The sequence below is a fragment of the Citrobacter sp. Awk 4 genome (assembly GCF_028069725.1).
Lineage (GTDB): Bacteria > Pseudomonadota > Gammaproteobacteria > Enterobacterales > Enterobacteriaceae > Citrobacter_D.
The window spans coordinates 50,657-69,445 of the sequence record NZ_JANEWG010000008.1 but is presented as its reverse complement, the minus strand read 5'-3'; the positions used below and the strand labels follow the sequence as shown (position 1 = coordinate 69,445).

At 53.1% G+C, this 18,789-nt stretch carries 18 protein-coding genes and 1 pseudogene; 4 read left to right on the top strand and 15 right to left on the bottom strand.

The window, feature by feature from the left end; all coding sequences use genetic code 11:
• Positions 1–11: 11 nt before the first annotated feature.
• The 3 genes from NNO04_RS05110 to NNO04_RS05100 are packed head-to-tail and all read right to left on the bottom strand — an operon-like array spanning position 12 to position 3,734.
• Positions 12–1,106: an HlyD family secretion protein gene (locus NNO04_RS05110; protein WP_271443758.1), complete on the bottom strand. Its 1,095-nt coding sequence runs from the start codon at positions 1,104–1,106 to the stop codon at positions 12–14.
• A complete protein-coding gene (locus NNO04_RS05105; protein WP_271443793.1) occupies positions 1,103–2,629 on the bottom strand; it encodes an efflux transporter outer membrane subunit in 1,527 nt (508 codons plus the stop codon). The genes NNO04_RS05110 and NNO04_RS05105 overlap by 4 nt, the downstream gene beginning before the upstream one ends.
• Positions 2,619–3,734 carry an AI-2E family transporter gene (locus tag NNO04_RS05100; RefSeq protein WP_271443757.1) on the bottom strand — a complete coding sequence of 372 codons (1,116 nt, stop codon included), beginning with the start codon at positions 3,732–3,734 and terminating at the stop codon, positions 2,619–2,621. Before NNO04_RS05100 ends, NNO04_RS05105 begins: the two co-directional genes overlap by 11 nt.
• 1,056 nt (positions 3,735–4,790) lie before the next feature.
• Between NNO04_RS05100 and nrdD (NNO04_RS05095) the strand changes: the two genes are divergently transcribed.
• The 3 genes and pseudogenes from nrdD (NNO04_RS05095) (at position 4,791) to nrdG (ending at position 7,882) form a co-directional block, all read left to right on the top strand.
• Positions 4,791–6,929: an anaerobic ribonucleoside-triphosphate reductase gene (gene nrdD / locus NNO04_RS05095; RefSeq protein ID WP_271443756.1), complete on the top strand. Its 2,139-nt coding sequence runs from the start codon at positions 4,791–4,793 to the stop codon at positions 6,927–6,929.
• Positions 6,930–6,994: 65 nt separating this feature from the next.
• Positions 6,995–7,150 (top strand): annotated as a pseudogene (gene nrdD, locus NNO04_RS22865) (anaerobic ribonucleoside-triphosphate reductase); the annotation flags it as partial.
• Positions 7,151–7,417: 267 nt separating this feature from the next.
• A complete protein-coding gene (nrdG, locus tag NNO04_RS05090; RefSeq protein WP_271443755.1) occupies positions 7,418–7,882 on the top strand; it encodes an anaerobic ribonucleoside-triphosphate reductase-activating protein in 465 nt (154 codons plus the stop codon).
• 105 nt (positions 7,883–7,987) lie between these two features.
• Here the strand turns inward: nrdG and NNO04_RS05085 are convergent, their stop codons facing one another.
• The 11 genes from NNO04_RS05085 to pmbA all read right to left on the bottom strand — a co-directional run bounded on the left by NNO04_RS05085 (position 7,988) and on the right by pmbA (position 17,543).
• A complete protein-coding gene (locus NNO04_RS05085; RefSeq protein WP_271443754.1) occupies positions 7,988–9,901 on the bottom strand; it encodes a BglG family transcription antiterminator in 1,914 nt (637 codons plus the stop codon).
• 25 nt (positions 9,902–9,926) lie between these two features.
• A complete protein-coding gene (gene dagF, locus NNO04_RS05080) occupies positions 9,927–10,667 on the bottom strand; it encodes a 2-dehydro-3-deoxy-phosphogluconate aldolase (RefSeq protein ID WP_271443753.1) in 741 nt (246 codons plus the stop codon).
• Positions 10,664–11,782, bottom strand: coding sequence for a DgaE family pyridoxal phosphate-dependent ammonia lyase (locus NNO04_RS05075; protein WP_271443752.1), 1,119 nt, complete (start codon positions 11,780–11,782; stop codon positions 10,664–10,666). Before NNO04_RS05075 ends, dagF begins: the two co-directional genes overlap by 4 nt.
• Complete coding sequence (locus NNO04_RS05070) at positions 11,766–12,899, bottom strand: amidohydrolase/deacetylase family metallohydrolase (RefSeq protein ID WP_271443751.1); 1,134 nt, start codon at positions 12,897–12,899, stop codon at positions 11,766–11,768. Before NNO04_RS05070 ends, NNO04_RS05075 begins: the two co-directional genes overlap by 17 nt.
• 44 nt (positions 12,900–12,943) lie before the next feature.
• The gene (locus NNO04_RS05065) at positions 12,944–13,588 is read right to left on the bottom strand and encodes a DUF4310 family protein (protein ID WP_271443750.1); all 645 of its coding nucleotides are present in this window, start codon (positions 13,586–13,588) and stop codon (positions 12,944–12,946) included.
• Positions 13,589–13,599: 11 nt separating this feature from the next.
• The gene (locus NNO04_RS05060) at positions 13,600–14,376 is read right to left on the bottom strand and encodes a DUF4311 domain-containing protein (RefSeq protein WP_271443749.1); all 777 of its coding nucleotides are present in this window, start codon (positions 14,374–14,376) and stop codon (positions 13,600–13,602) included.
• A 22-nt stretch (positions 14,377–14,398) separates the two neighbouring features.
• Positions 14,399–14,698 (bottom strand): DUF4312 family protein, encoded by a 300-nt coding sequence (locus NNO04_RS05055; protein ID WP_271443748.1) that lies wholly within the window; start codon positions 14,696–14,698, stop codon positions 14,399–14,401.
• 2 nt (positions 14,699–14,700) lie between these two features.
• The gene (locus tag NNO04_RS05050) at positions 14,701–15,063 is read right to left on the bottom strand and encodes an SFCGS family glycine-rich protein (protein WP_002437459.1); all 363 of its coding nucleotides are present in this window, start codon (positions 15,061–15,063) and stop codon (positions 14,701–14,703) included.
• A gap of 10 nt (positions 15,064–15,073) precedes the next feature.
• Positions 15,074–15,412: a glycine dehydrogenase gene (locus tag NNO04_RS05045; RefSeq protein WP_271443747.1), complete on the bottom strand. Its 339-nt coding sequence runs from the start codon at positions 15,410–15,412 to the stop codon at positions 15,074–15,076.
• Positions 15,413–15,743: 331 nt separating this feature from the next.
• Positions 15,744–16,133: a cytochrome b562 gene (gene cybC / locus NNO04_RS05040; protein ID WP_271443746.1), complete on the bottom strand. Its 390-nt coding sequence runs from the start codon at positions 16,131–16,133 to the stop codon at positions 15,744–15,746.
• Positions 16,134–16,190: 57 nt separating this feature from the next.
• The gene (gene pmbA, locus NNO04_RS05035) at positions 16,191–17,543 is read right to left on the bottom strand and encodes a metalloprotease PmbA (protein ID WP_271443745.1); all 1,353 of its coding nucleotides are present in this window, start codon (positions 17,541–17,543) and stop codon (positions 16,191–16,193) included.
• A 96-nt stretch (positions 17,544–17,639) separates the two neighbouring features.
• Here pmbA and yjgA point away from each other — a divergent pair, with 96 nt between their 5' ends.
• Positions 17,640–18,191 (top strand): ribosome biogenesis factor YjgA, encoded by a 552-nt coding sequence (gene yjgA / locus NNO04_RS05030; RefSeq protein ID WP_192610868.1) that lies wholly within the window; start codon positions 17,640–17,642, stop codon positions 18,189–18,191.
• A 40-nt stretch (positions 18,192–18,231) separates the two neighbouring features.
• Here the strand turns inward: yjgA and NNO04_RS05025 are convergent, their stop codons facing one another.
• A complete protein-coding gene (locus tag NNO04_RS05025) occupies positions 18,232–18,756 on the bottom strand; it encodes a GNAT family N-acetyltransferase (RefSeq protein ID WP_271443744.1) in 525 nt (174 codons plus the stop codon).
• Positions 18,757–18,789: the final 33 nt, after the last annotated feature.

Genomic DNA, 18,789 nt, shown 5'->3' with positions numbered 1-18,789 from the left:
AGCGCAGCACCTTAGTAGATATACGAGAACAGGCTCATCAACCGTATGTAGACGCTACCTAAAACGCTCATCAAGCCACTGCCATTCGCGTACACCAGCACATCTGCTTGCCCACCCGCCCGTAAACTGTCGACCGGGGGAAAATCATCTTTCGAGAACGCCACCTTGACGGGGAAACGCTGAGCCTGACGTAACCAATCACGGTTATTGTCGATCGTCGGTAATACCCCCGCAGGCTGGCTTTGCGTGGCACTGATGCCATAGCCAATACTGCGCACCTGCCCTTTGTAAATGTGTCCAGGCTGGCTATCGAGCAGAATGGCCACTTCATCGCCAGGCTTCACATTGCCCAGATTGTTCTCTGTCATGTCCGCACTGATCCAGACATCGTTGATGGCAACCAGAGTCATTACCGGCGCGCCCGCGCCAAGGAACTGGCCCACATCGGTGCGCAAATCCGTCACCAGGCCACGGTTGGTTGCCACAATCACGGTATTTTTTCGGTCAAGCTCTGCTTTACGAACCGCCGCCCGCGCACTGAGCAGCTGTGAATTATTGTCCCCTTCAGCCCCCGCCATTTCAGTGGCGCGGCGTACATCCGCTGCCGCTGCCGCCACCTGGCTACGTGCGGTTTCACGCGTCGCTTGTGCCACTTCCAGACGACGAACTGAAATCGTGCCGGGATCTTCGCGGTACAAACGCTCCTGCCGTTCAGCGTCTTTCGCGGCATTCTGGTAAGCGGCTTTCGCGGCCTGTAAACCCGCTTCGGCAGCGGCAATGGCTTCATTGTTTGCCTTGACCGAACTTAATACCGTTTCATAGTCTGAACGCGCCCGTGACAAGGCGATGTCGTAAGGCTCAGGATCAAGTTCAAATAACGGATCCCCTGGCGCCACCTGCTGATTGTCGCGCACATAGACTTTTTGAATTTGCCCGGCGACCTCAGAAGAGATAGGAATAACAAACGCCTGAATTCTGGCTTGCGAGGTATAGGGCGTCAGCCGGTCGGCCGCTAAATACCAGCACAGCAGAACCACAATCACGGCGAGGAGACTTATCACGCCACGACGACTCGCTTGTCCCGCCGGGGATGAGGGTTCGGTCATTGCTTTTTACCTTCTTTGAGATCATCAGTTGCAGCTGGCAGAGGCGCGTCCAGCAGAGGGATCCAGTCACTCCTCTGACGTAAATGCGCATCGGTTTGTGAGTCAACCAACGGGCGTTGTCGCCCGCTTTCCCAACCGCCGCCCAGCGCTTTGTACAGCGTTATCAGGTCACGCATCAGGGCACCACGGCTATTCACCAGCCGCTCTTGTTGATTGAACAAGGCGCGTTGCGAATCCAGTACCCGTTGGAAATCAGCCATTCCTTCCCGGTATTGCGTATTCGCAATCTCCAGAGAACGGGTCGCCGCCTCACCCGTTTGGGTCAGCAGCTCAATTTCGTCGTTGCCATTGGCGTAGGCGATAGCGGCATCATCAACTTCACGGGCAGCCTGAAACACAGTGTCCCGATAGCGTTCATGCAGTTGCAAGAAGCGGGAATCCTGTACCAAAACCTGGTTGCCAAGTCGCCCTTGATCGAGCAAATTCCAGCTAAATGTGGGGCCAGCCGCCCAGGACAACGTGCTGCTCGTCCCACTACGCGCACTGATTCCCACACTGCCAATCAGTGAAATAGAAGGATAGAGCTCACTTTCTGCCACCCCAATAAGCGCCGACTGTGCAGCCAGTTGTCGTTCGGCAACCCGCACATCAGGTCGACGGCGCAACAGATCTGCCGGCAATTCAGACACCAATGCCAGATTGCCCTGTGGAATCACGCCGGTATTGCCTGTCATTTCAGGCAATGGGCCGGGTTTACGCGCAAGCAACACACTGAGCGCGTTTTGACTCTGACGCAGGCTGGTTTCCAGTTGCGGAATACTGGAGAGGGTTGACAGGTATTGGGTTTTCGCTTGCTGCACGTCAAGCTCAGCACTGTTACCGCTGAGGAACAGGCGCTCGGTAATTTGCAGGCTGCGTTGCTGAATTTCGGCGTTGCTGCGGGTAATTTGCAGCCGCGCTTCTAAGGTGCGGATATTCACATACAGTTGCGCCACTTGTGCCGCCATCAGCACCTGAATATCGTCATACTGCGCGAGGGTCGCGAAGTAACTCGCATCGGCAGACTCCACGCCACGGCGGAACTTACCCCAAAAATCGATCTCCCAACCCAGATTAAAATCGGCGCTATAGCTGGTGGTGTCATTGTAACGGCCATCACGACGCGTGCCGCCCGTTATTACATCCCCCGTACCGACAGTCGCCTGCGGCCCCAGCAGGCTTTCGGCAATGCCCAGTTGTGCACGTGACTCAAGCAAGCGCAGGCCGGCAATCTTAACGTCCGGGTTTTTGCGTAACGCTTCATTGATAAGCGCGGTTAGCGTGGGGTCATTGAGTTGCGTCCACCACTGGTCATAATTTGGGGTGGAGGCGTTGGTGGCCATATTTTTGGTCGTCGCCTGCCACTGATCCAACTCAGTAACTTGCGGCGTTTGATAGTCTGGCCCCAGGGTGGTACACGCACTCAAGACCAGGCAGGCGCCTCCTGTTAACAGGAAGCGCCCGAAACGACGGTCATTGAGCATCTTTTCCACTCACCGCTACGCCATCCGGCCCCTGGTTAACCCAGGCCATGAAGATGCGATAGCCGATGGAAAGCAACGTCGCGCCAACAAACATACCGAGAATACCGTTGGCGGCCATACCGCCCAGCGCCCCCAACAGCACCACAGGCATCGGAGCATCAACACCGCGCCCCAGCAACAATGGCTTGAGTACATTATCCGCCATACCGGCAACCAGCAGCAGCACAGTGTAGACAATATTGATAACCGTACTGTGATCGCCTGTCGCCCACATGATGGCAATTGCGGGTGCGGTTACCAGGATAACGGGCACCTGAGCAATACCCAAAATCAACGCCAGGACAAAGAAGATGCCAACCGCAGGAATGCCCGCAATCGCCATCACAATACCGGCCAACAGCGCCTGAATAAAGGCAACCCCAATGACACCCATTGCGACGGCACGGATAGTGCTGGTACACAGTTTGGTCAGCGCAAGGCCGCGTTGTTTATCGGTGATACGGATAGCGATATTTTCAGCACTGCGTGCACCTGGCGCCCCCCAGGCCATCATGATTCCCGCAACGATGAAGGAGAAGACAAAACCAATTAATCCGCCGCCCATGCTCGCCAGAATGCCCAGAACCTGCTTAGCAATATCTCCCAACTGCGGGCGATAGCTGCTGATAAGGCTGGGTAAATCATTCGAAGCCTTAAGCCACAAGGCGTACACTTTTCCACCGACAAGAGGAATAGACTCGATCTTCGCCGGTGGTGGAGAAATCACCAGGCTATCACTTCCCACTTTATCCACAAGGCTGCTTATGCTATCGCCCAGAGAACTGAGCATGGCAACGGTCGGCGCGACAATCAGCAGCACCCCCAGTAACACCATGACCGTCGATGCTCTACCTTGTTTTTCTCCCATTCGGGAAGCAAAACGCTGATGCAAGGGATACAGCGTGACCGCCAAAATAAGCGCCCACAGCAACATATTCATGAAAGGAGAAATGACAGTAAAGCAGAAGGAACCCAGCGCCAGGATCAGCCCAAGTTTGATGAACATATCCAGAAATCTGGCAACCAGTCTTTTTTCAATGACAGTGGATAGTTCGTTATTTTCCATGATGACGTTATTCCAATTGATTGTAACCACGCAGTTATTCCGACCTTGCAAAATTAAAAGCAGGCCCACGGATAGCGGGTATTACATTAAAATAGGTGAAGGATATTTAAATAATAAGAATATATTGATTTGACGTTTAATTAGCCCGACTATTTTTATGATAGAACAAACTACCATGCTTGCAAATAATGCAATGTTGAGTATTAGCAAATAGTTTAATGAACAAAACTAATGGCAAAACCATTTAATATACTGGCATTTTGACTTATCAATGGAACATACAGCATATAAACCATTTAAAACACAGAATTAAATTCTACGCGGCGTAATTTTTTCTTTTGACCAGCATTTATGTAAGTAGTTGTAATACTTTTGAATTCATTAAAAATGCCGCGCAATCTTATCGTAATAGCACTGACAGCCTAACACTCAAAAAATTTTATATGCCAGGTAAAACTTAATTACTTTGGGCTGTGTCCCTAAGCACCAGGATTGTTGTCAATCTCTCTGAAAATGAATCTGAGGGCAATGGAGTGACAGAGGAAACATATTTCACTGAAACCTAAAGCCGCCGCACTGACAAAATGACGGCCTCCCTTACAACATGACACTGGCGGCAACGACAAGCAAGGAAGGAATATCCGACGCAATCTTCTTTAACGGGAATAATCTGGCGCAAGCAGTGTCGAAACCAATGCGTTCTCCAGGATTTACCTTACTGTTTTAGTTGAATAATTAATCAGAATTTTCTGGAAATAATTTACAAAGGCTGTAGTGCCCGTCCTCTGTACGCTCTGGTTTTTACTTTGTCCTACGTCAATAAAATCGTAAACATCCTTGATGCAAATCACTACATATAGAACTTAAAATGCACGCCGACCCAACATGTTGTATTTATCGTCTACAATTGCATCAACCACAACTGACCGTATAGCGCAGCTGTTGTGGATAAAATGGGTCAGGATTGCGGGAAGTCTTTGGATAGAGAGATGAATAAACCAAGGAATGCTTCCCCAGCCTCTGTGGATAACCTGTTCTTATAAATATGGAGTGATCATGACACCGCATGTGATGAAACGTGATGGCTGTAAAGTGTCGTTTAAATCAGAGCGCATCAAGGAAGCCATTCTGCGTGCAGCTAAAGCAGCGGGAGTCGATGACGCAGATTACTGCGCCACCGTCGCAGAAATCGTCAGCAGCCAAATGAATGAGCGCAGTCAGGTCGATATCAACGAAATCCAGACCGCGGTTGAAAACCAACTGATGTCGGGTCCGTACAAACAACTCGCCCGCGCCTATATTGAGTATCGCCACGATCGCGATATTCAGCGCGAGAAGCGTGGTCGCCTGAACCAGGAAATCCGCGGTCTGGTCGAACAAACCAACTCCGCGCTGCTCAACGAGAACGCCAACAAAGACAGTAAAGTGATCCCGACCCAGCGCGATCTGCTGGCCGGTATCGTGGCTAAGCACTATGCGCGTCAGCATCTGTTGCCGCGCGATGTGGTGCAGGCGCATGAGCGTGGTGACATTCACTATCACGATCTCGACTACTCCCCGTTCTTCCCGATGTTTAACTGTATGCTGATCGATCTGAAAGGCATGCTGACGCAGGGATTTAAGATGGGCAACGCGGAGATCGAACCGCCAAAATCCATCTCTACCGCCACAGCGGTCACCGCGCAGATCATCGCCCAGGTTGCCAGCCATATTTATGGCGGCACCACCATTAACCGTATTGATGAAGTGCTGGCCCCGTTTGTCACCGCCAGCTTCAATAAGCACCGCAAAACCGCTGAAGAGTGGCAAATCCCGGATGCTGACGGCTATGCGCATTCCCGTACCGAGAAAGAGTGCTATGACGCATTCCAGTCTCTGGAATACGAAGTGAACACGCTGCACACCGCCAATGGACAGACGCCGTTCGTGACCTTCGGTTTTGGCCTTGGCACCAGCTGGGAATCTCGTCTGATCCAGCAGTCCATTCTGCGCAACCGTATTGCGGGCCTGGGTAAAAATCGTAAAACCGCGGTATTCCCGAAACTGGTGTTCGCCATTCGTGATGGCCTGAACCACAAATTTGGCGATCCGAACTACGACATCAAACAGCTGGCGCTGGAGTGCGCAAGCAAACGAATGTACCCGGACATCCTGAACTACGATCAGGTGGTGAAAGTCACCGGTTCGTTCAAAACCCCGATGGGCTGCCGCAGCTTCCTCGGCGTGTGGGAAAACGAGAACGGCGAGCAGGTTCACGACGGGCGTAACAACCTCGGCGTCATCAGCCTCAACCTGCCGCGCATTGCGCTGGAAGCCCACGGTGACGAAGCCACCTTCTGGAAACTGCTGGATGATCGCCTGGTGCTGGCGCGTAAAGCGCTGATGACCCGCATCGCACGTCTGGAAGGCGTGAAAGCGCGCGTTGCGCCCATCCTGTATATGGAAGGTGCCTGCGGCGTGCGTCTGAAAGCGGACGATGACGTTTCTGAAATCTTTAAAAATGGCCGTGCGTCCATCTCACTGGGCTATATCGGTATCCATGAAACCATCAATGCCCTGTTTGGCAACGAGCACCTGTACGACAGCGAACAGCTTCGTGCCAAAGGCATCGCCATTGTGGAACGCCTGCGCCAGGCCGTCGAACAGTGGAAAAATGAAACGGGTTACGGCTTCAGTTTGTACAGCACGCCGAGTGAAAACCTCTGTGACCGCTTCTGCCGTCTGGATACCGCCGAGTTCGGCGTAATTGCTGGCGTGACGGATAAAGGCTACTACACCAACAGCTTCCACCTCGACGTCGAGAAAAAGGTCAACCCTTACGACAAGATCGACTTTGAAGCGCCGTACCCGCCGCTGGCGAACGGGGGTTTCATTTGCTACGGCGAGTACCCGAACATTCAGCACAACCTGAAAGCGCTGGAAGATGTTTGGGATTACAGCTATCAGCACGTGCCGTATTACGGAACCAACACGCCGATTGACGAATGCTACGAGTGCGGCTTTACCGGTGAGTTTGAGTGTACCAGCAAAGGCTTTACCTGCCCGAAATGCGGCAACCACGATGCCGCGCGCGTCTCGGTTACGCGTCGCGTATGCGGATATTTAGGGAGCCCGGATGCACGTCCGTTTAACGCCGGTAAGCAGGAAGAAGTGAAACGCCGCGTGAAGCATTTAGGGAATGGGCAGATCGGTTAATCCTCAATTTGCGGTAAACAAATGCCGGATGCGACGCTAAAGCGTCTTATCCGGCCTACAACGACTGCCCGAAATGCGGCAACCACGATGCCGCGCGCGTCTCGGTTACGCGTCGCGTATGCGGATATTTAGGGAGCCCGGATGCACGTCCGTTTAACGCCGGTAAACAGGAAGAAGTGAAACGCCGCGTGAAGCATTTAGGGAATGGGCAGATCGGTTAATTTTTCCGACGATGCCTGCTCCTGGCCGGATAAGACACTTTGCGTCACCATCAGGCATCACATTGTTGCCGGATGGCGGTGAAAACACCTTATCCGGCCTACAGCCTGTAGCCCCTGGCGACAATCCCAACCTATGAGTTTCCTCTAAGCAGTTGGTGTTGTAGCAAGGTGGCAAGCGAGTAAGTCTCGGGGAGCTTACATCAGTAAGTGACCCGGGCGCACGAGAGCAGCCAACGCCGCTACAGCGCCAAATGAGACGAGGAAACAATGAATTATCATCAATACTACTCTGTCGACATCGTCAACGGCCCCGGCACCCGCTGCACCCTGTTTGTTTCAGGGTGCGTCCATGAATGCCCCGGCTGCTACAACAAAAGTACCTGGCGCGTGAACTCAGGTCTGCCGTTCACCCAGGAGATGGAAGACAGGATCATCAATGATCTGAACGATACGCGGATCCACCGCCAGGGGATTTCCCTCTCCGGCGGCGATCCACTCCATCCGCAAAACGTCCCTGAGATCCTGAAACTGGTGAAGCGTATCCGCGCCCAGTGTCCGGGAAAAGATATCTGGGTGTGGACCGGCTATAAGCTCGATGAGCTGGACGCCGCACAAAGAGAGGTTGTCGACCTTATCAACGTGCTGGTTGACGGTAAGTTTGTGCAGGACTTAAAAGACCCGGCGCTGATCTGGCGGGGCAGCAGTAATCAGGTTGTGCATCATTTGCGGTAACCCGACTCGTCAAAGCCGTTTGTCAAGTTCATGATAAACGGCCGTTTTTTTCCGTTTCTCGTCGTAATCACTCGGCGCATTACATTCATTTCTGGAAAACGTCTCTCAAAATCGGCTCACACACTCCATCGCTACCGCTTTAAACTCATCAAAGTCCTGACAGGTACAGAGCCTTGCCATGGCGCGTTCGCGCAGAAAAGTGACGAAAATATCGTAGATCGCCATCGCTTCTTCGTATTCGCTTTTACTGATCGCGAGCAAAAAGATCACATGCGCCGTTTCATCCCCCCAGACAATCCCCCGCGGAGCAAGAACCGTGTAAACCACCGTTTTTTTCGCTAACAACCCCAAAGCATGGGGCAGAGCAATGCTGTCACCCAGCATCGTACTGACGATAGCTTCACGTTCGACCACCGAGTCAAGAAACCCGGCGTCCACAAATCCTTCGCTCTGCAATTGACCGCAGAGCGTTTTAAATAGCGTCAGTTGATCCATCTCACCGTCAATAATGCGGAAATGGGTCGCATCGAAGTATTTATTCAGCATCCACGGGCGAGTGCGATCCACCAGTACCAGTTTGCCGATCTGCTCCAGTTGATAGTCGGTGGGGAACGGCGCGATCATCACAACGGGTTTATCTTTTTCACTGATCCGCGCAGTAGAGATAACAAAATCTTCGCTGATGCTCTCCCACTGTTCATACTCCCGTAGCGTTACGGTCCGCGCGATGTCGATCTGCGGATATTTTCTTGCCAGCACCGCTTCGATCATTCGCACCATTGAATTTCCGGTGTCGCAAACCAGCAGGACGCGAGGTTGACGCTGATAGCCAATGTTGTAACTACGCTCCAGCCCAACACCAATATGCAGTACCAGAAAACCGATCTCATTTTCACTGATGGTATACGGCGTGTATTTCCCCCAACCCGACACGGCGGCGAGCGTCATATCCCACGCCATCGGGTAGTGCTGTTTGATGTTTTCCAGCAGCGGGTTAGGGAGCATGATCTGATAGCGAACTCGTGTGATCATGGTTTTGATGTGGGTGAGCAAATCAGCATGCAACTGTTTGTCATTCAACAGGTTGTAGTTGTACTGGGTATTGATAAAACCAAGGATGTACATCACCAGCGCTTCGTCGTCGTCGGCATTAATGGCGCTGGGCGCAATTTCCTGCACCTGTCGTGCTGAGATATGCACCTTCAGCCAGTTTTCTTCCGCCACAGAAAGCGGTTTTCCCGCCAGTCGTTGCAACGCTTCCGCTATCGCCTGCGCCGCAGAACACACATTATCTTCGGTTACTTCGGTGATAAAATCTGACAGCGGAAACCCCTCACCGATCCGCCGCACCGCGACCGCACAATACAGACGCAAAAACAGCTCGCCTTCATCGGTGAGTCGAATGCCGAAACGACTGAAAATATCTTGCAAGATGGGCTGCAACTGCTCAGGCACGCCGACGTTGAGCGCCTCTTCGGTCACCAACGGATTCGCCGGGTCCTGTTGTGTTAACGTCCACAGGAGATCGGTCAGGCAGGCACGGATCGCCGTTTCACTGCCAAATAATTTCATGCCATGCCGTGGTCGCGTTTCCAGCGTCAGGTGATAACGCTGCAGACACTCGCGAACTTCCGCCATGTCGTTTTGCAGCGTCGCGCGACTCACAAACCATTCATCAGCTAAATCTTCCAACTTGAGCGAAAAAGCGGAAGTCAAAAAACGCACCACCAGATAATGTACCCGTTCCTGACTGGTTCGCGGGATACGCAGCACCTTTCTGGGTTGCTGCGTTTGTAACATCTGATAGCTGGTCAGATCATCAATTCTGAGTTGATAACCATTGCCCCGACTGAGAACAAACTGTGCACCGTACTGGGTTAACAAAGCGTTGAGCGCCGTAATATCGGCGCGTACCGTGCGTGTGGAAACCGACAACCGCTGCGCCAGTTCATCCTGCGGCAGCGTCTCGTTTTGCAACATATCAAACAGTTGCGCTAAACGTTGGTTGGGGAATCGCACGTCAGTTTCCTCGTCGGGTTGCCGGTTAACCTACGCATTCCCGGGTAATGGCCAGCAGTTGCCGCACATCATCCGGACGCGTGTTTCCACTCACCTTATCAATAATTGAACTATAGATGTGAGGAATGATTTTGCTAACACCTGCATCAAGAGCTATCTGCAATATCTCGGCGAAGTTTTCCAGATCAATACCGCCAGTGGGTTCCAGCCAGAAGTCATAACGGGCGCAGGCTTCAGCCACTGCTTTGTACTCGTCACGGCACTCCAGCCCCCCCATCGGGAAGTATTTAATTGAACTGCCGCCAAAATCTTTGAGCAGTGCAATGGCTGTCTCTACCGGTACAATGCCATCCGGCGCTTTGCTGCTCAGCGGACCGGTGGAAATCTTCACCATGCCAGGTGTACCGGTAGGCGACACCAGACCGTTCACCACCGTCTCATTCTGCCCTAACCACGCGCGGCTGGTCGCCACGCCGGTAAACACCTGATTAACATGTTGAGGTTGCACCAGGCGGGAAATTTCACTAACCATCGCCGACTGATTCGGATCACCTGCCCCCAGCCCCACGGAGAGGGCGTTATCGATAAGCGCCGCGTATTCGCGCATATCCGCGACGGCACTTTCCACATCCGGATAATTTTTAGAGAGCACGCCGACCAGGACATGACCTTCCGCCGCCGCGTAAATTTCACGGGCATTCTCTTTTGAGCCCGCCAGAACATTCAGACAGACGCGATCGCGGTAAAAGTTTGGTGCCAGCTTCATGCGTTTTCCTCCCGGCGAATCACTTCGCCGATACGGCGCGCCACAATCGCCAGCTGCGCACGATCTACGCTGCGGACATCGGCTTCAATGATCCCTTCATTGGCTTTGTGTCCACGAAAATAAATGGCGTATTCACCCTGTTTGAGCGCTTCAACCAAATCGCCCGTGGAGATGCCAGTTAACGCTTCATCGAATTTAATTTCGGTGCGGGCAATATCGCGCCCGGCGATGTCCCACACCACGCGAGCGGTCACGCCATTAATCGTATTCAGCTCAGCGATAAACGGCGTCATTTTTTCCACCATTTCCGCCCCGCTCTCTTTCTGCGCGGTCAGATACAGTTCGATGGCGCAGGTGAGACCGAGAATGCCCTCTTTACCCACCTTCATTGCCCGACCAATACCCGCCGTCTGGCGTTTCACCCATTCAACGTATTGGGTTTTGCCGATCACCAGTCCGCTGGTCGGCCCTTCAATGGCTTTCGCACCGCTGTAGATAACCAGATCTGCGCCAGAACGGTAGTAGCGCTGCAGATCCTCTTCCGCCGCCGCATCAACGATCAGCGGCAGGTTGTGCTTACGTGCAACCACAACCGCCTGCTCCACGCTGAGCATGCTTTTCTGCACACAGTGGTGAGATTTGATATAGAGGATAGCCGCAGTGCGCGGTGTAATCGCAGCCCCCAGCTGTGCAGCGGAACATTCGTTGGCGTAGCCCGCTTCGACCAGCTTGCCGCCGCCCAGCGCCACCATCGTGCCGACCGGTGCGCCAAAGTTAACGTTATGGCCTTTCGGAATAACGATCTCATTATTTTCTATCGGAGTGACATGCAGGTTTTCCAGCAGCCAGTCACTGTCTTTAACCAGAATGGCGGCGACCGACTGGGCAATCCCTGCTGAGGCGCAAGAGACTACCGTAGCCCCTTCCACATCGAGCAACCTGGCAATGTACTCCCCCGTTTTGTTAACCAAATCCTTCATTTCAAAGTATTGGTTTATGCCATCCATTGTCGCCTGGATGACTTCCGGACGCGGTGTCGATACGCCAAGCGCCGTCATACGGCCAGAAGCATTAATTACCTGTTTTAAATTGTATTTCTCAAAAATCGAAGTCATATTCTTCGCTCCCTTGTTGGGTTACATAGCCCTTGCCCGCACGTACGGCGGCAATTGGCACCAGCATCTCTTCAGCCTGTAAGCTGTCGTTTTCTGAATCCATCAGCACCATCGGCTGGCGCTTAAGCGTAAAGAGGGTCAAATCGGCATCCCTCCCCACCTGAATACGCCCTTTGCTTTTCAGATTCAGGCTGTCAGCGGCATTTGCCGTGACGCAATCAATGACCTGCGGTAGCGACATCCCCATCGCGAGAAATTTCGACATCACATTGGCGAGCGAATGCACCGGACCGCTTATCCGGTTGCGACAATAGATATCGGAGCTGATGGTATGCGGTAAAATCCCTAAGCGGATGGCACGTTGCGCGACCGCGAAGTTCAGGCTGGCGGAACCGTGTCCGACGTCCAGACGCACACCGCGCTGAAGCGCCCGGGTCACCGACGCCCGCAATTCACCACCGGGGGTCAAAATGCGGTTTGGTTTACCGTTGTAACAGTGGGTAATCATGTCGCCAGCGTTCAGATATTCGACAATCTCGTCCAGATCCGGCGGGTTGTTGCCGATGTGCACCATCAGCGGCAAATTGCCGTTCTCTTTTTGCATCGTTTTGGCGTGTTCCAGCGGCGTAATACCGTTTTCTCCCACCACGCTGCTGCTCATCCGCGCTTTCAGGCCAACAATAAAATCGGGGTGACGTTTTACCGCCTGCGTCACCGCATCGCCATCAATGTTGGCCATAACGGCCAGCTCGTTCTGCGCAATCAGCCCGACACGAGAAATATTCAGCAACGCGTAAACGTCGGTCGCTGCTTCGCGAGTCAGCGCATAAAAATCATCAATGTCGTCGGCGCCGGTACTGCCCGCATCCACCACGGTCGTCACCCCGGTAGCAATACCTATGCTATCGGGTTCATCATAGTAAATCGGGGATTTGGTATAGCAGTGAACGTGGGAATCGATCCATCCGGCGCTGACGAAATACTCGCCGTGCAGATCCACGGTTTTGGCGGCCGGCGCGTTAATGTCCCCCACTGCGGCAATTTTGCCGTCTTTCAACGCGATATCACTGACCGTATCGTCAACCAGACGCGCACGGCGCAGGAGTAAATCAAACATATCACTCTCCTGTCAGGACGGGTGTTTGCCACCCGTCAGAGGATTTAGCTAATAGCAATCGGGAAGATAGAGCCTAAAATCATCGCGCCGAGGATCGCGCCACCGGTGATCGGCTTCTGCCAGAGGTAAAACAACAGCGCCCCAGCCAAAGAACCAATACCAATAGGAATAGATGCGGTCATCGCGCTGAGGATAATCAACGGTCCGAGGAAACGGCCAGAGGCATTACCGGCACCCATCATCACATCCGCCCCGTAGGTGGAATCGCTTTGGTTGATGGTAAATTTGCGCGCCAGAATAATGATGTAGCCAATTGCCAGACCAATCACCAGACCAGTCGCCAGGGAGGCGATAAAGTTCGCCACCGGGAAGATGATCCCCGCCCCCAGCAACAGTGCCGGCACGCCTAAACCCACACCAGTCTGGATCGCGCCGCCGATATCCAGAATCCCCACCAGCGACCCTTCGATGATGCGGGCAAACAGGAAACTTGCGCCAAACGCCGCCACCGCGCCGTAAACACCGGTATCCATCCCTGCTTTCAGCATGGCCACAAAGGCCACTTCATTAAACGCGCCAATCCCATAAAGATAGTACATGTGTGTCCCGGCAAACACGCCGGAGGAGAGCAGACCAACAAAGATCGGAAACGACCAGTCGGCATACCAAAAACCTTTATTCTGTTCCATGGTGGTCTCCGTTATTTACCGCTAAGCGAGTTGTGGATCAGTTCGAGCCAGTTCGGCACGGTCATGTGGAAGGATTCGATCATCTTCATGTCGAAACCACGGAAGAAACCGCTCAGCACAAACAGCGCCACAATAGCCACCATCATCACTTTGGTAACGTGGTTCCAGCCGCTCTCTTCAACGCCTTTGCCGATCAAAATACCCAGTACCAGCCCTGGTACGGCGTTCCCCATGATCAACTGCGCCGCGCCGCCAAAGACAGTGGCCCAGAAACCTGATTTCTTACCGGCATCGATGGCCGCCAGCCAGAAGATCACGGGCATCACGGTGTTGACCAACAGGTTGGCCGCAGGTACCAGTACCTTAACTGCAGTTACCTGAAGCGCTGCTGGTACCGAAGAGGCGGTGAGGTTAAGGAAGGTCACAACGATCATGCCGATAATGCCGCAGGCGATCGCCATGCGCTTAGGATCGTGCAACGTCTCTCCGATGTTGCGATTTTTCACCATCAGCGCTGCCGCACCCCAGTTGGGGATGATGCGGTGGTCGACGTCCTGAGTGAATGCCCCCGCCGCAACGGAAGAGGCCCAGGCATTGAAGAAGAACCCCAGACCAAAAGAGAAATGGGAAGCGGGATCCCCTTCACAGGAGTTCAGTTCTCCCAACGTACGAAATGCGCCCATCCCCTGTGTGGTAGGCGCATGAAACATGCGTGCAGCTCCAGCGCCGACACCGACGCCGACTAAACCGCCGATAATGAGCGATTTTATTAATATAATCAGGAACATTAGTCTGCCCTTCTAGTAAGAATCAGCGTTGTGCGACAAAGTCCACCTTGTCCAGATTGATGGCAGTCACGTTAACGGTCACATCCAGCTCCACGCTGTAGGTGTGCCTTTCCCGGCGCAAAAAGAAGAACAGAAACGCTTCTTTTCGCACCGCTTCACGCGCCTGAACAACCTGCACATCCTGTGGCTCAATACGCAGTAAGATATGCGGCGATGCCTTCATCACCGCTGCCTGAACATGATTCAGCGCATCAGCAAAGGCGCGCGATTTGGCTTCGCCTTTACCGGTGACTCTCACCGTGGTGGTGAATTGTTCTTTCATACTTAAGCGCCGTGTTTCTTCTGCCACGCCTGTACCAGGCGCTCGCCAAGTTCCTCTTTATCCATAAAGCCGAACCCCAGCACATTGCAGCCTTCGTTGATGGCGGTGACGCCTTCTTCAACTGAACGCATGCCGTATTTGGCTTTGTAGCCGTATTTGGTCTGCGCCGTAATCGCACCCGCGCCGCCGCTGCCGCAAAAAGAGATACCAAAGGTCGCGTTTTCCGCCTTCATCACATCACCCAGTTTCATGTCTGCTGCGACGCCAGGCACGACAACCGCACGACCACCGGCTTTCTCGACACCTGCCGCCACTTTCTGGCCTTTACCCAGACGATCGCCAATCACGACTGTAATCTGTTCCATTATTTGCTCCTTAAAGATTGTCTTTTGCGACTTCAAAATGTACTGACAGCAGCCAGGCTTCTTCCTCAGGAAGATTGCCAAACGCGGCGACCACATCGTGGGCAAGCGCCATCGAATCGGCTGAGATTTCATCAAACAAACTGGCATCCACTTCCGGCAGAGGCTCGCCCGTCACCGACCGGTGCGCCATGGCGCGAACATGAGACGTCAGCATTTGTTCCTGTACGGCGTTGGGAATGATGTGGTGCTCGCTGAGCAAGGCATACACCTGCGCCAGCATGCGATCGGCCAGTTCGCTAATCTGCGCCACCTGTTCCCCCGTGTTGGTCATTACTGCTCCGTTATTCACTCGTCATACCCCATTAATGTCTCTGGGATAAAACTAACGGTGGAGGTTAATAGTTTGTAGCGAGTTGTTTTCCACTTCGAAGTGGAAAGACGAGTGGCAGGGGTGATCTGTTCCACAGAAAAGGCGGTTTTGCTGATTTATCGCTGGATTAGTGTGACGCGCTCCTCAGAAAGAAGAGGGGAAAGGCACAGTCAAAGAACAATCTTGAGATTTTTTAAAGTGAAAAAGTGTGACAGAGATAGGGGTTACTTATGAGTCAAATGCAGTTGTCAGGTGGCGATGCAAAGCGTCTTATCCGGCCTACGGTGTTCAGTAGGCCGGTAGTCAAAAATTAACGAAACTTCTTATGGTTCTCGTTGCGGGTAGTTTTGAATTCTTCTGCCGCCGCTTTCGCCTCTTTCACTTTGCCTTCATTCGCCAGTTTTAGCGCCCCGTCGATCTGACCAACCAACGTCTCTAAGCCTTGATGGAAATCTTTCATTTCCGGGCTATCGGGAGATTTGTTTTCCAGTTTCGGTGGTGTGGCTTTTTGGGCATCCAGCGCAGCGGCACGCATTTTGGTTAACGCATCTTTCAATTCCGTTGCGTTATCCGTTTTCTCGACCACTTTCAAATTGTCGCTGAGGATCCCCATGTCATCTTCAAGATCGGCCGCAAACACATTGGCCGAGCTCAGCACGAGAGATGACACAGCCAGCATCGCTAACAGGTTTTTACGCATTGCTCACTTCCTTTTTATTATTGAAGTTTATGGCGCGGCAGGTCGCGCCATTTGAGACTACTGCCCGGCGATTTTCATCTCCGGTAACAGCACTGAACCACACTGTATATTGCTACGCATTTCAATATCATTACCCACGGTCACAATATTGCGCCACATCTCTTTTAAGTTACCGGCAATAGTTATCTCGCTCACCGGATACTGAATTTCACCGTTTTCGACCCAGAAGCCCGCCGCACCGCGGGAATAGTCGCCGGTAATGCCGCTCACGCCTTGTCCCATCAGCTCCGTCACCACCAGACCCGTTCCCATCTCTTTCAGCATCTGCTCAAAGTTCAGGCCCTGTCCGGCAATACGCCAGTTGTGAATGCCGCCCGCGTGTCCGGTGCTTTTCAGCCCTAATTTACGCGCCGAATAGTTGGTCAGCAGCCACTGGGTCAGTACGCCATCTTTCACGATGTCGCGACGCTCCGTACGCACGCCTTCGCTGTCGAACGGTGAAGAGGCCAGCCCTTTTCGCAGATGCGGATGCTCCTCAATGGTCAACCACTCTGGCAGGATCTGTTTGCCCAGCGAGTCGAGCAGGAAAGTGGACTTGCGATACACCGAACCGCCCGCAATGGCGCCCACCAGATGGCCAAACAGCCCGGTCGCCACTTCATTGGCAAAGATGACCGGCGCTTTCATAGTGGACAGTTTGCGCGGCGCCAGGCGAGATAAGGTACGACGAGCGCACTCCTCCCCCACCCATTCCGGCGTTTGTAAATCGCCCAGGGCGCGGCCAATGGTATACGCGTAATCACGCTCCATTTCGCCATTCTCTTCTGCGATAACACAGCTGGAAAGCGAATGACGGGTGGAGCAATAGCCCTGCAACATGCCGTGGCTGTTGCCAAACACTTTAATGCCGTAGTGGCTGTTAAAGCTGCCGCCTTCGGTATTGGTGATACGTTTATCCGCCTGCAGGGAAGCCTGTTCGGCGCGCGCCGCCAGTTCAATGGCTTCATCCGGGGAGACGTCAGCGGGGTGGAACAGATCAAGGTCCGGCGCGTCAAAGGCCAGCAGTTCTTTGTCTGCGACGCCTGCACACGGATCCGGCGACGTATAGCGAGCGATATCCAACGCCGCCTGAACGGTGCGGGCTATCGCCTGTGGGCTTAAATCGGTGGATGACGCGCTGCCTTTACGGTTCTGGTGATACACGGTGATGCCCAGAGCGCCATCACTATTGAATTCTACGTTCTCCACTTCACCATAACGGGTGCTAACGCTGATACCGGTCGTCTTACTGACGGCGACTTCCGCACCATCCGATTTGCCTGACGCTAACTCCAGTGCTGTCGATACCGCTTCTTCCAGAATCTTACGCTGCGCTTCAACTTGTGAGATTACTTTCATCGCAAATGCCATAATGTAGAGAGAGTTTCTCTGAAGTCTAACAGAGAACCGTTTTTCAGTGCGCATCTTAACTGGTAACATTAGCCTCTTTTTTTTAAGGAGCCTGACATGACTAAGCAGCCCGAAGACTGGCTCGACGACGTTCCCGGTGATGACATCGAAGACGAAGACGATGAAATTATCTGGGTCAGTAAAAGTGAAATTAAACGTGACGCCGAGGAGTTAAAACGCCTGGGTGTGGAACTGGTGGAATTAGGGAAAAACGCGCTGGATAAAATCCCGCTCGATGCGGACCTGCGCGCAGCCATTGAACTGGCCCAGCGTATTAAAATGGAAGGCCGCCGCCGTCAGTTGCAGTTGATTGGTAAAATGTTGCGTCAGCGCGATGTGGATCCGATCCGCCAGGCACTGGATAAGCTGAAGAATCGCCATAACCAACAGGTCGTGCTGTTTCACAAGCTTGAGCAACTGCGCGATCGTCTGATCGTTGAAGGGGATGATGCGGTTGAGGAAGTGCTGAACCTGTGGCCAAACGCCGATCGTCAGCAACTTCGTTCTCTGATTCGCAATGCCAAAAAAGAGAAAGAAGGTAACAAGCCACCGAAGTCGGCACGCCAGATCTTCCAGTATCTGCGTGAACTGGCGGAAAGCGAAGCGTAATTCCGCCCTGGATGCCTCAGCAAAGCTGGGGCATTATTTTTTATAGCGCCATGACGCGGTGGCATAAATCCGCATTGAAGCGAGCATACTGCACTGCCTCTATCGGCTCCGGATAACTCAGCACAATGAGCTCATGCCCGGCCATTCCCGGATGATACGCCGGATGCGTGTGCGGCCAGGGATTCGCAAAAAACCCCATTGATTCGTAAAACCGCAGCCGTTTTTCGGCGATTTCCGTCGTCAGTGGATCTATCTCCAGAATCGTCATTGGCGAACGCGCAAGGATCTGCCCGAGCAGGATTTTGCCATACCCCTGCGAGCGCAATGCCCCATCAATCGCCAGATGCTCAACGTAAACGTAGTCGTCAAAGCTCCAGCATCCGCTCAGGCCAATAAACTGTTCCTCTTCAAACCACCCTTCAAGGGCGTAATGCGGGCTGGCAATGGCCTGTTGCTTTGCGTGCATCTCCCGCTGTTCGTGCCAGGGGAAAGCCGTTGAGTACAGCGCGTCCAGGCGCTGAAAGAGCGGGGATTCTGTCGAGGTTATTTTTTTACTGGTCAGCATATCAGGTGATAAAAAAGTGAATGAAAACCCGCG

Excerpts from the sequence above, each read along its gene's own strand:
- nrdD (WP_271443756.1), top strand. The coding sequence starts at position 4,791 with ATGACACCGCATGTGATGAAACGTGATGGCTGTAAAGTGTCGTTTAAA.
- NNO04_RS05055 (WP_271443748.1), bottom strand. The coding sequence starts at position 14,698 with ATGAAAGAACAATTCACCACCACGGTGAGAGTCACCGGTAAAGGCGAA.
- NNO04_RS05100 (WP_271443757.1), bottom strand. The coding sequence starts at position 3,734 with ATGGAAAATAACGAACTATCCACTGTCATTGAAAAAAGACTGGTTGCC.
- NNO04_RS05070 (WP_271443751.1), bottom strand. The coding sequence starts at position 12,899 with ATGTTTGATTTACTCCTGCGCCGTGCGCGTCTGGTTGACGATACGGTC.
- NNO04_RS05075 (WP_271443752.1), bottom strand. The coding sequence starts at position 11,782 with ATGACTTCGATTTTTGAGAAATACAATTTAAAACAGGTAATTAATGCT.
- NNO04_RS05105 (WP_271443793.1), bottom strand. The coding sequence starts at position 2,629 with ATGCTCAATGACCGTCGTTTCGGGCGCTTCCTGTTAACAGGAGGCGCC.
- NNO04_RS05110 (WP_271443758.1), bottom strand. The coding sequence starts at position 1,106 with ATGACCGAACCCTCATCCCCGGCGGGACAAGCGAGTCGTCGTGGCGTG.
- NNO04_RS05065 (WP_271443750.1), bottom strand. The coding sequence starts at position 13,588 with ATGGAACAGAATAAAGGTTTTTGGTATGCCGACTGGTCGTTTCCGATC.
- dagF (WP_271443753.1), bottom strand. The coding sequence starts at position 10,667 with ATGAAGCTGGCACCAAACTTTTACCGCGATCGCGTCTGTCTGAATGTT.
- NNO04_RS05025 (WP_271443744.1), bottom strand. The coding sequence starts at position 18,756 with ATGCTGACCAGTAAAAAAATAACCTCGACAGAATCCCCGCTCTTTCAG.
- NNO04_RS05060 (WP_271443749.1), bottom strand. The coding sequence starts at position 14,376 with ATGTTCCTGATTATATTAATAAAATCGCTCATTATCGGCGGTTTAGTC.
- nrdG (WP_271443755.1), top strand. The coding sequence starts at position 7,418 with ATGAATTATCATCAATACTACTCTGTCGACATCGTCAACGGCCCCGGC.
- yjgA (WP_192610868.1), top strand. The coding sequence starts at position 17,640 with ATGACTAAGCAGCCCGAAGACTGGCTCGACGACGTTCCCGGTGATGAC.
- cybC (WP_271443746.1), bottom strand. The coding sequence starts at position 16,133 with ATGCGTAAAAACCTGTTAGCGATGCTGGCTGTGTCATCTCTCGTGCTG.
- NNO04_RS05050 (WP_002437459.1), bottom strand. The coding sequence starts at position 15,063 with ATGGAACAGATTACAGTCGTGATTGGCGATCGTCTGGGTAAAGGCCAG.
- pmbA (WP_271443745.1), bottom strand. The coding sequence starts at position 17,543 with ATGGCATTTGCGATGAAAGTAATCTCACAAGTTGAAGCGCAGCGTAAG.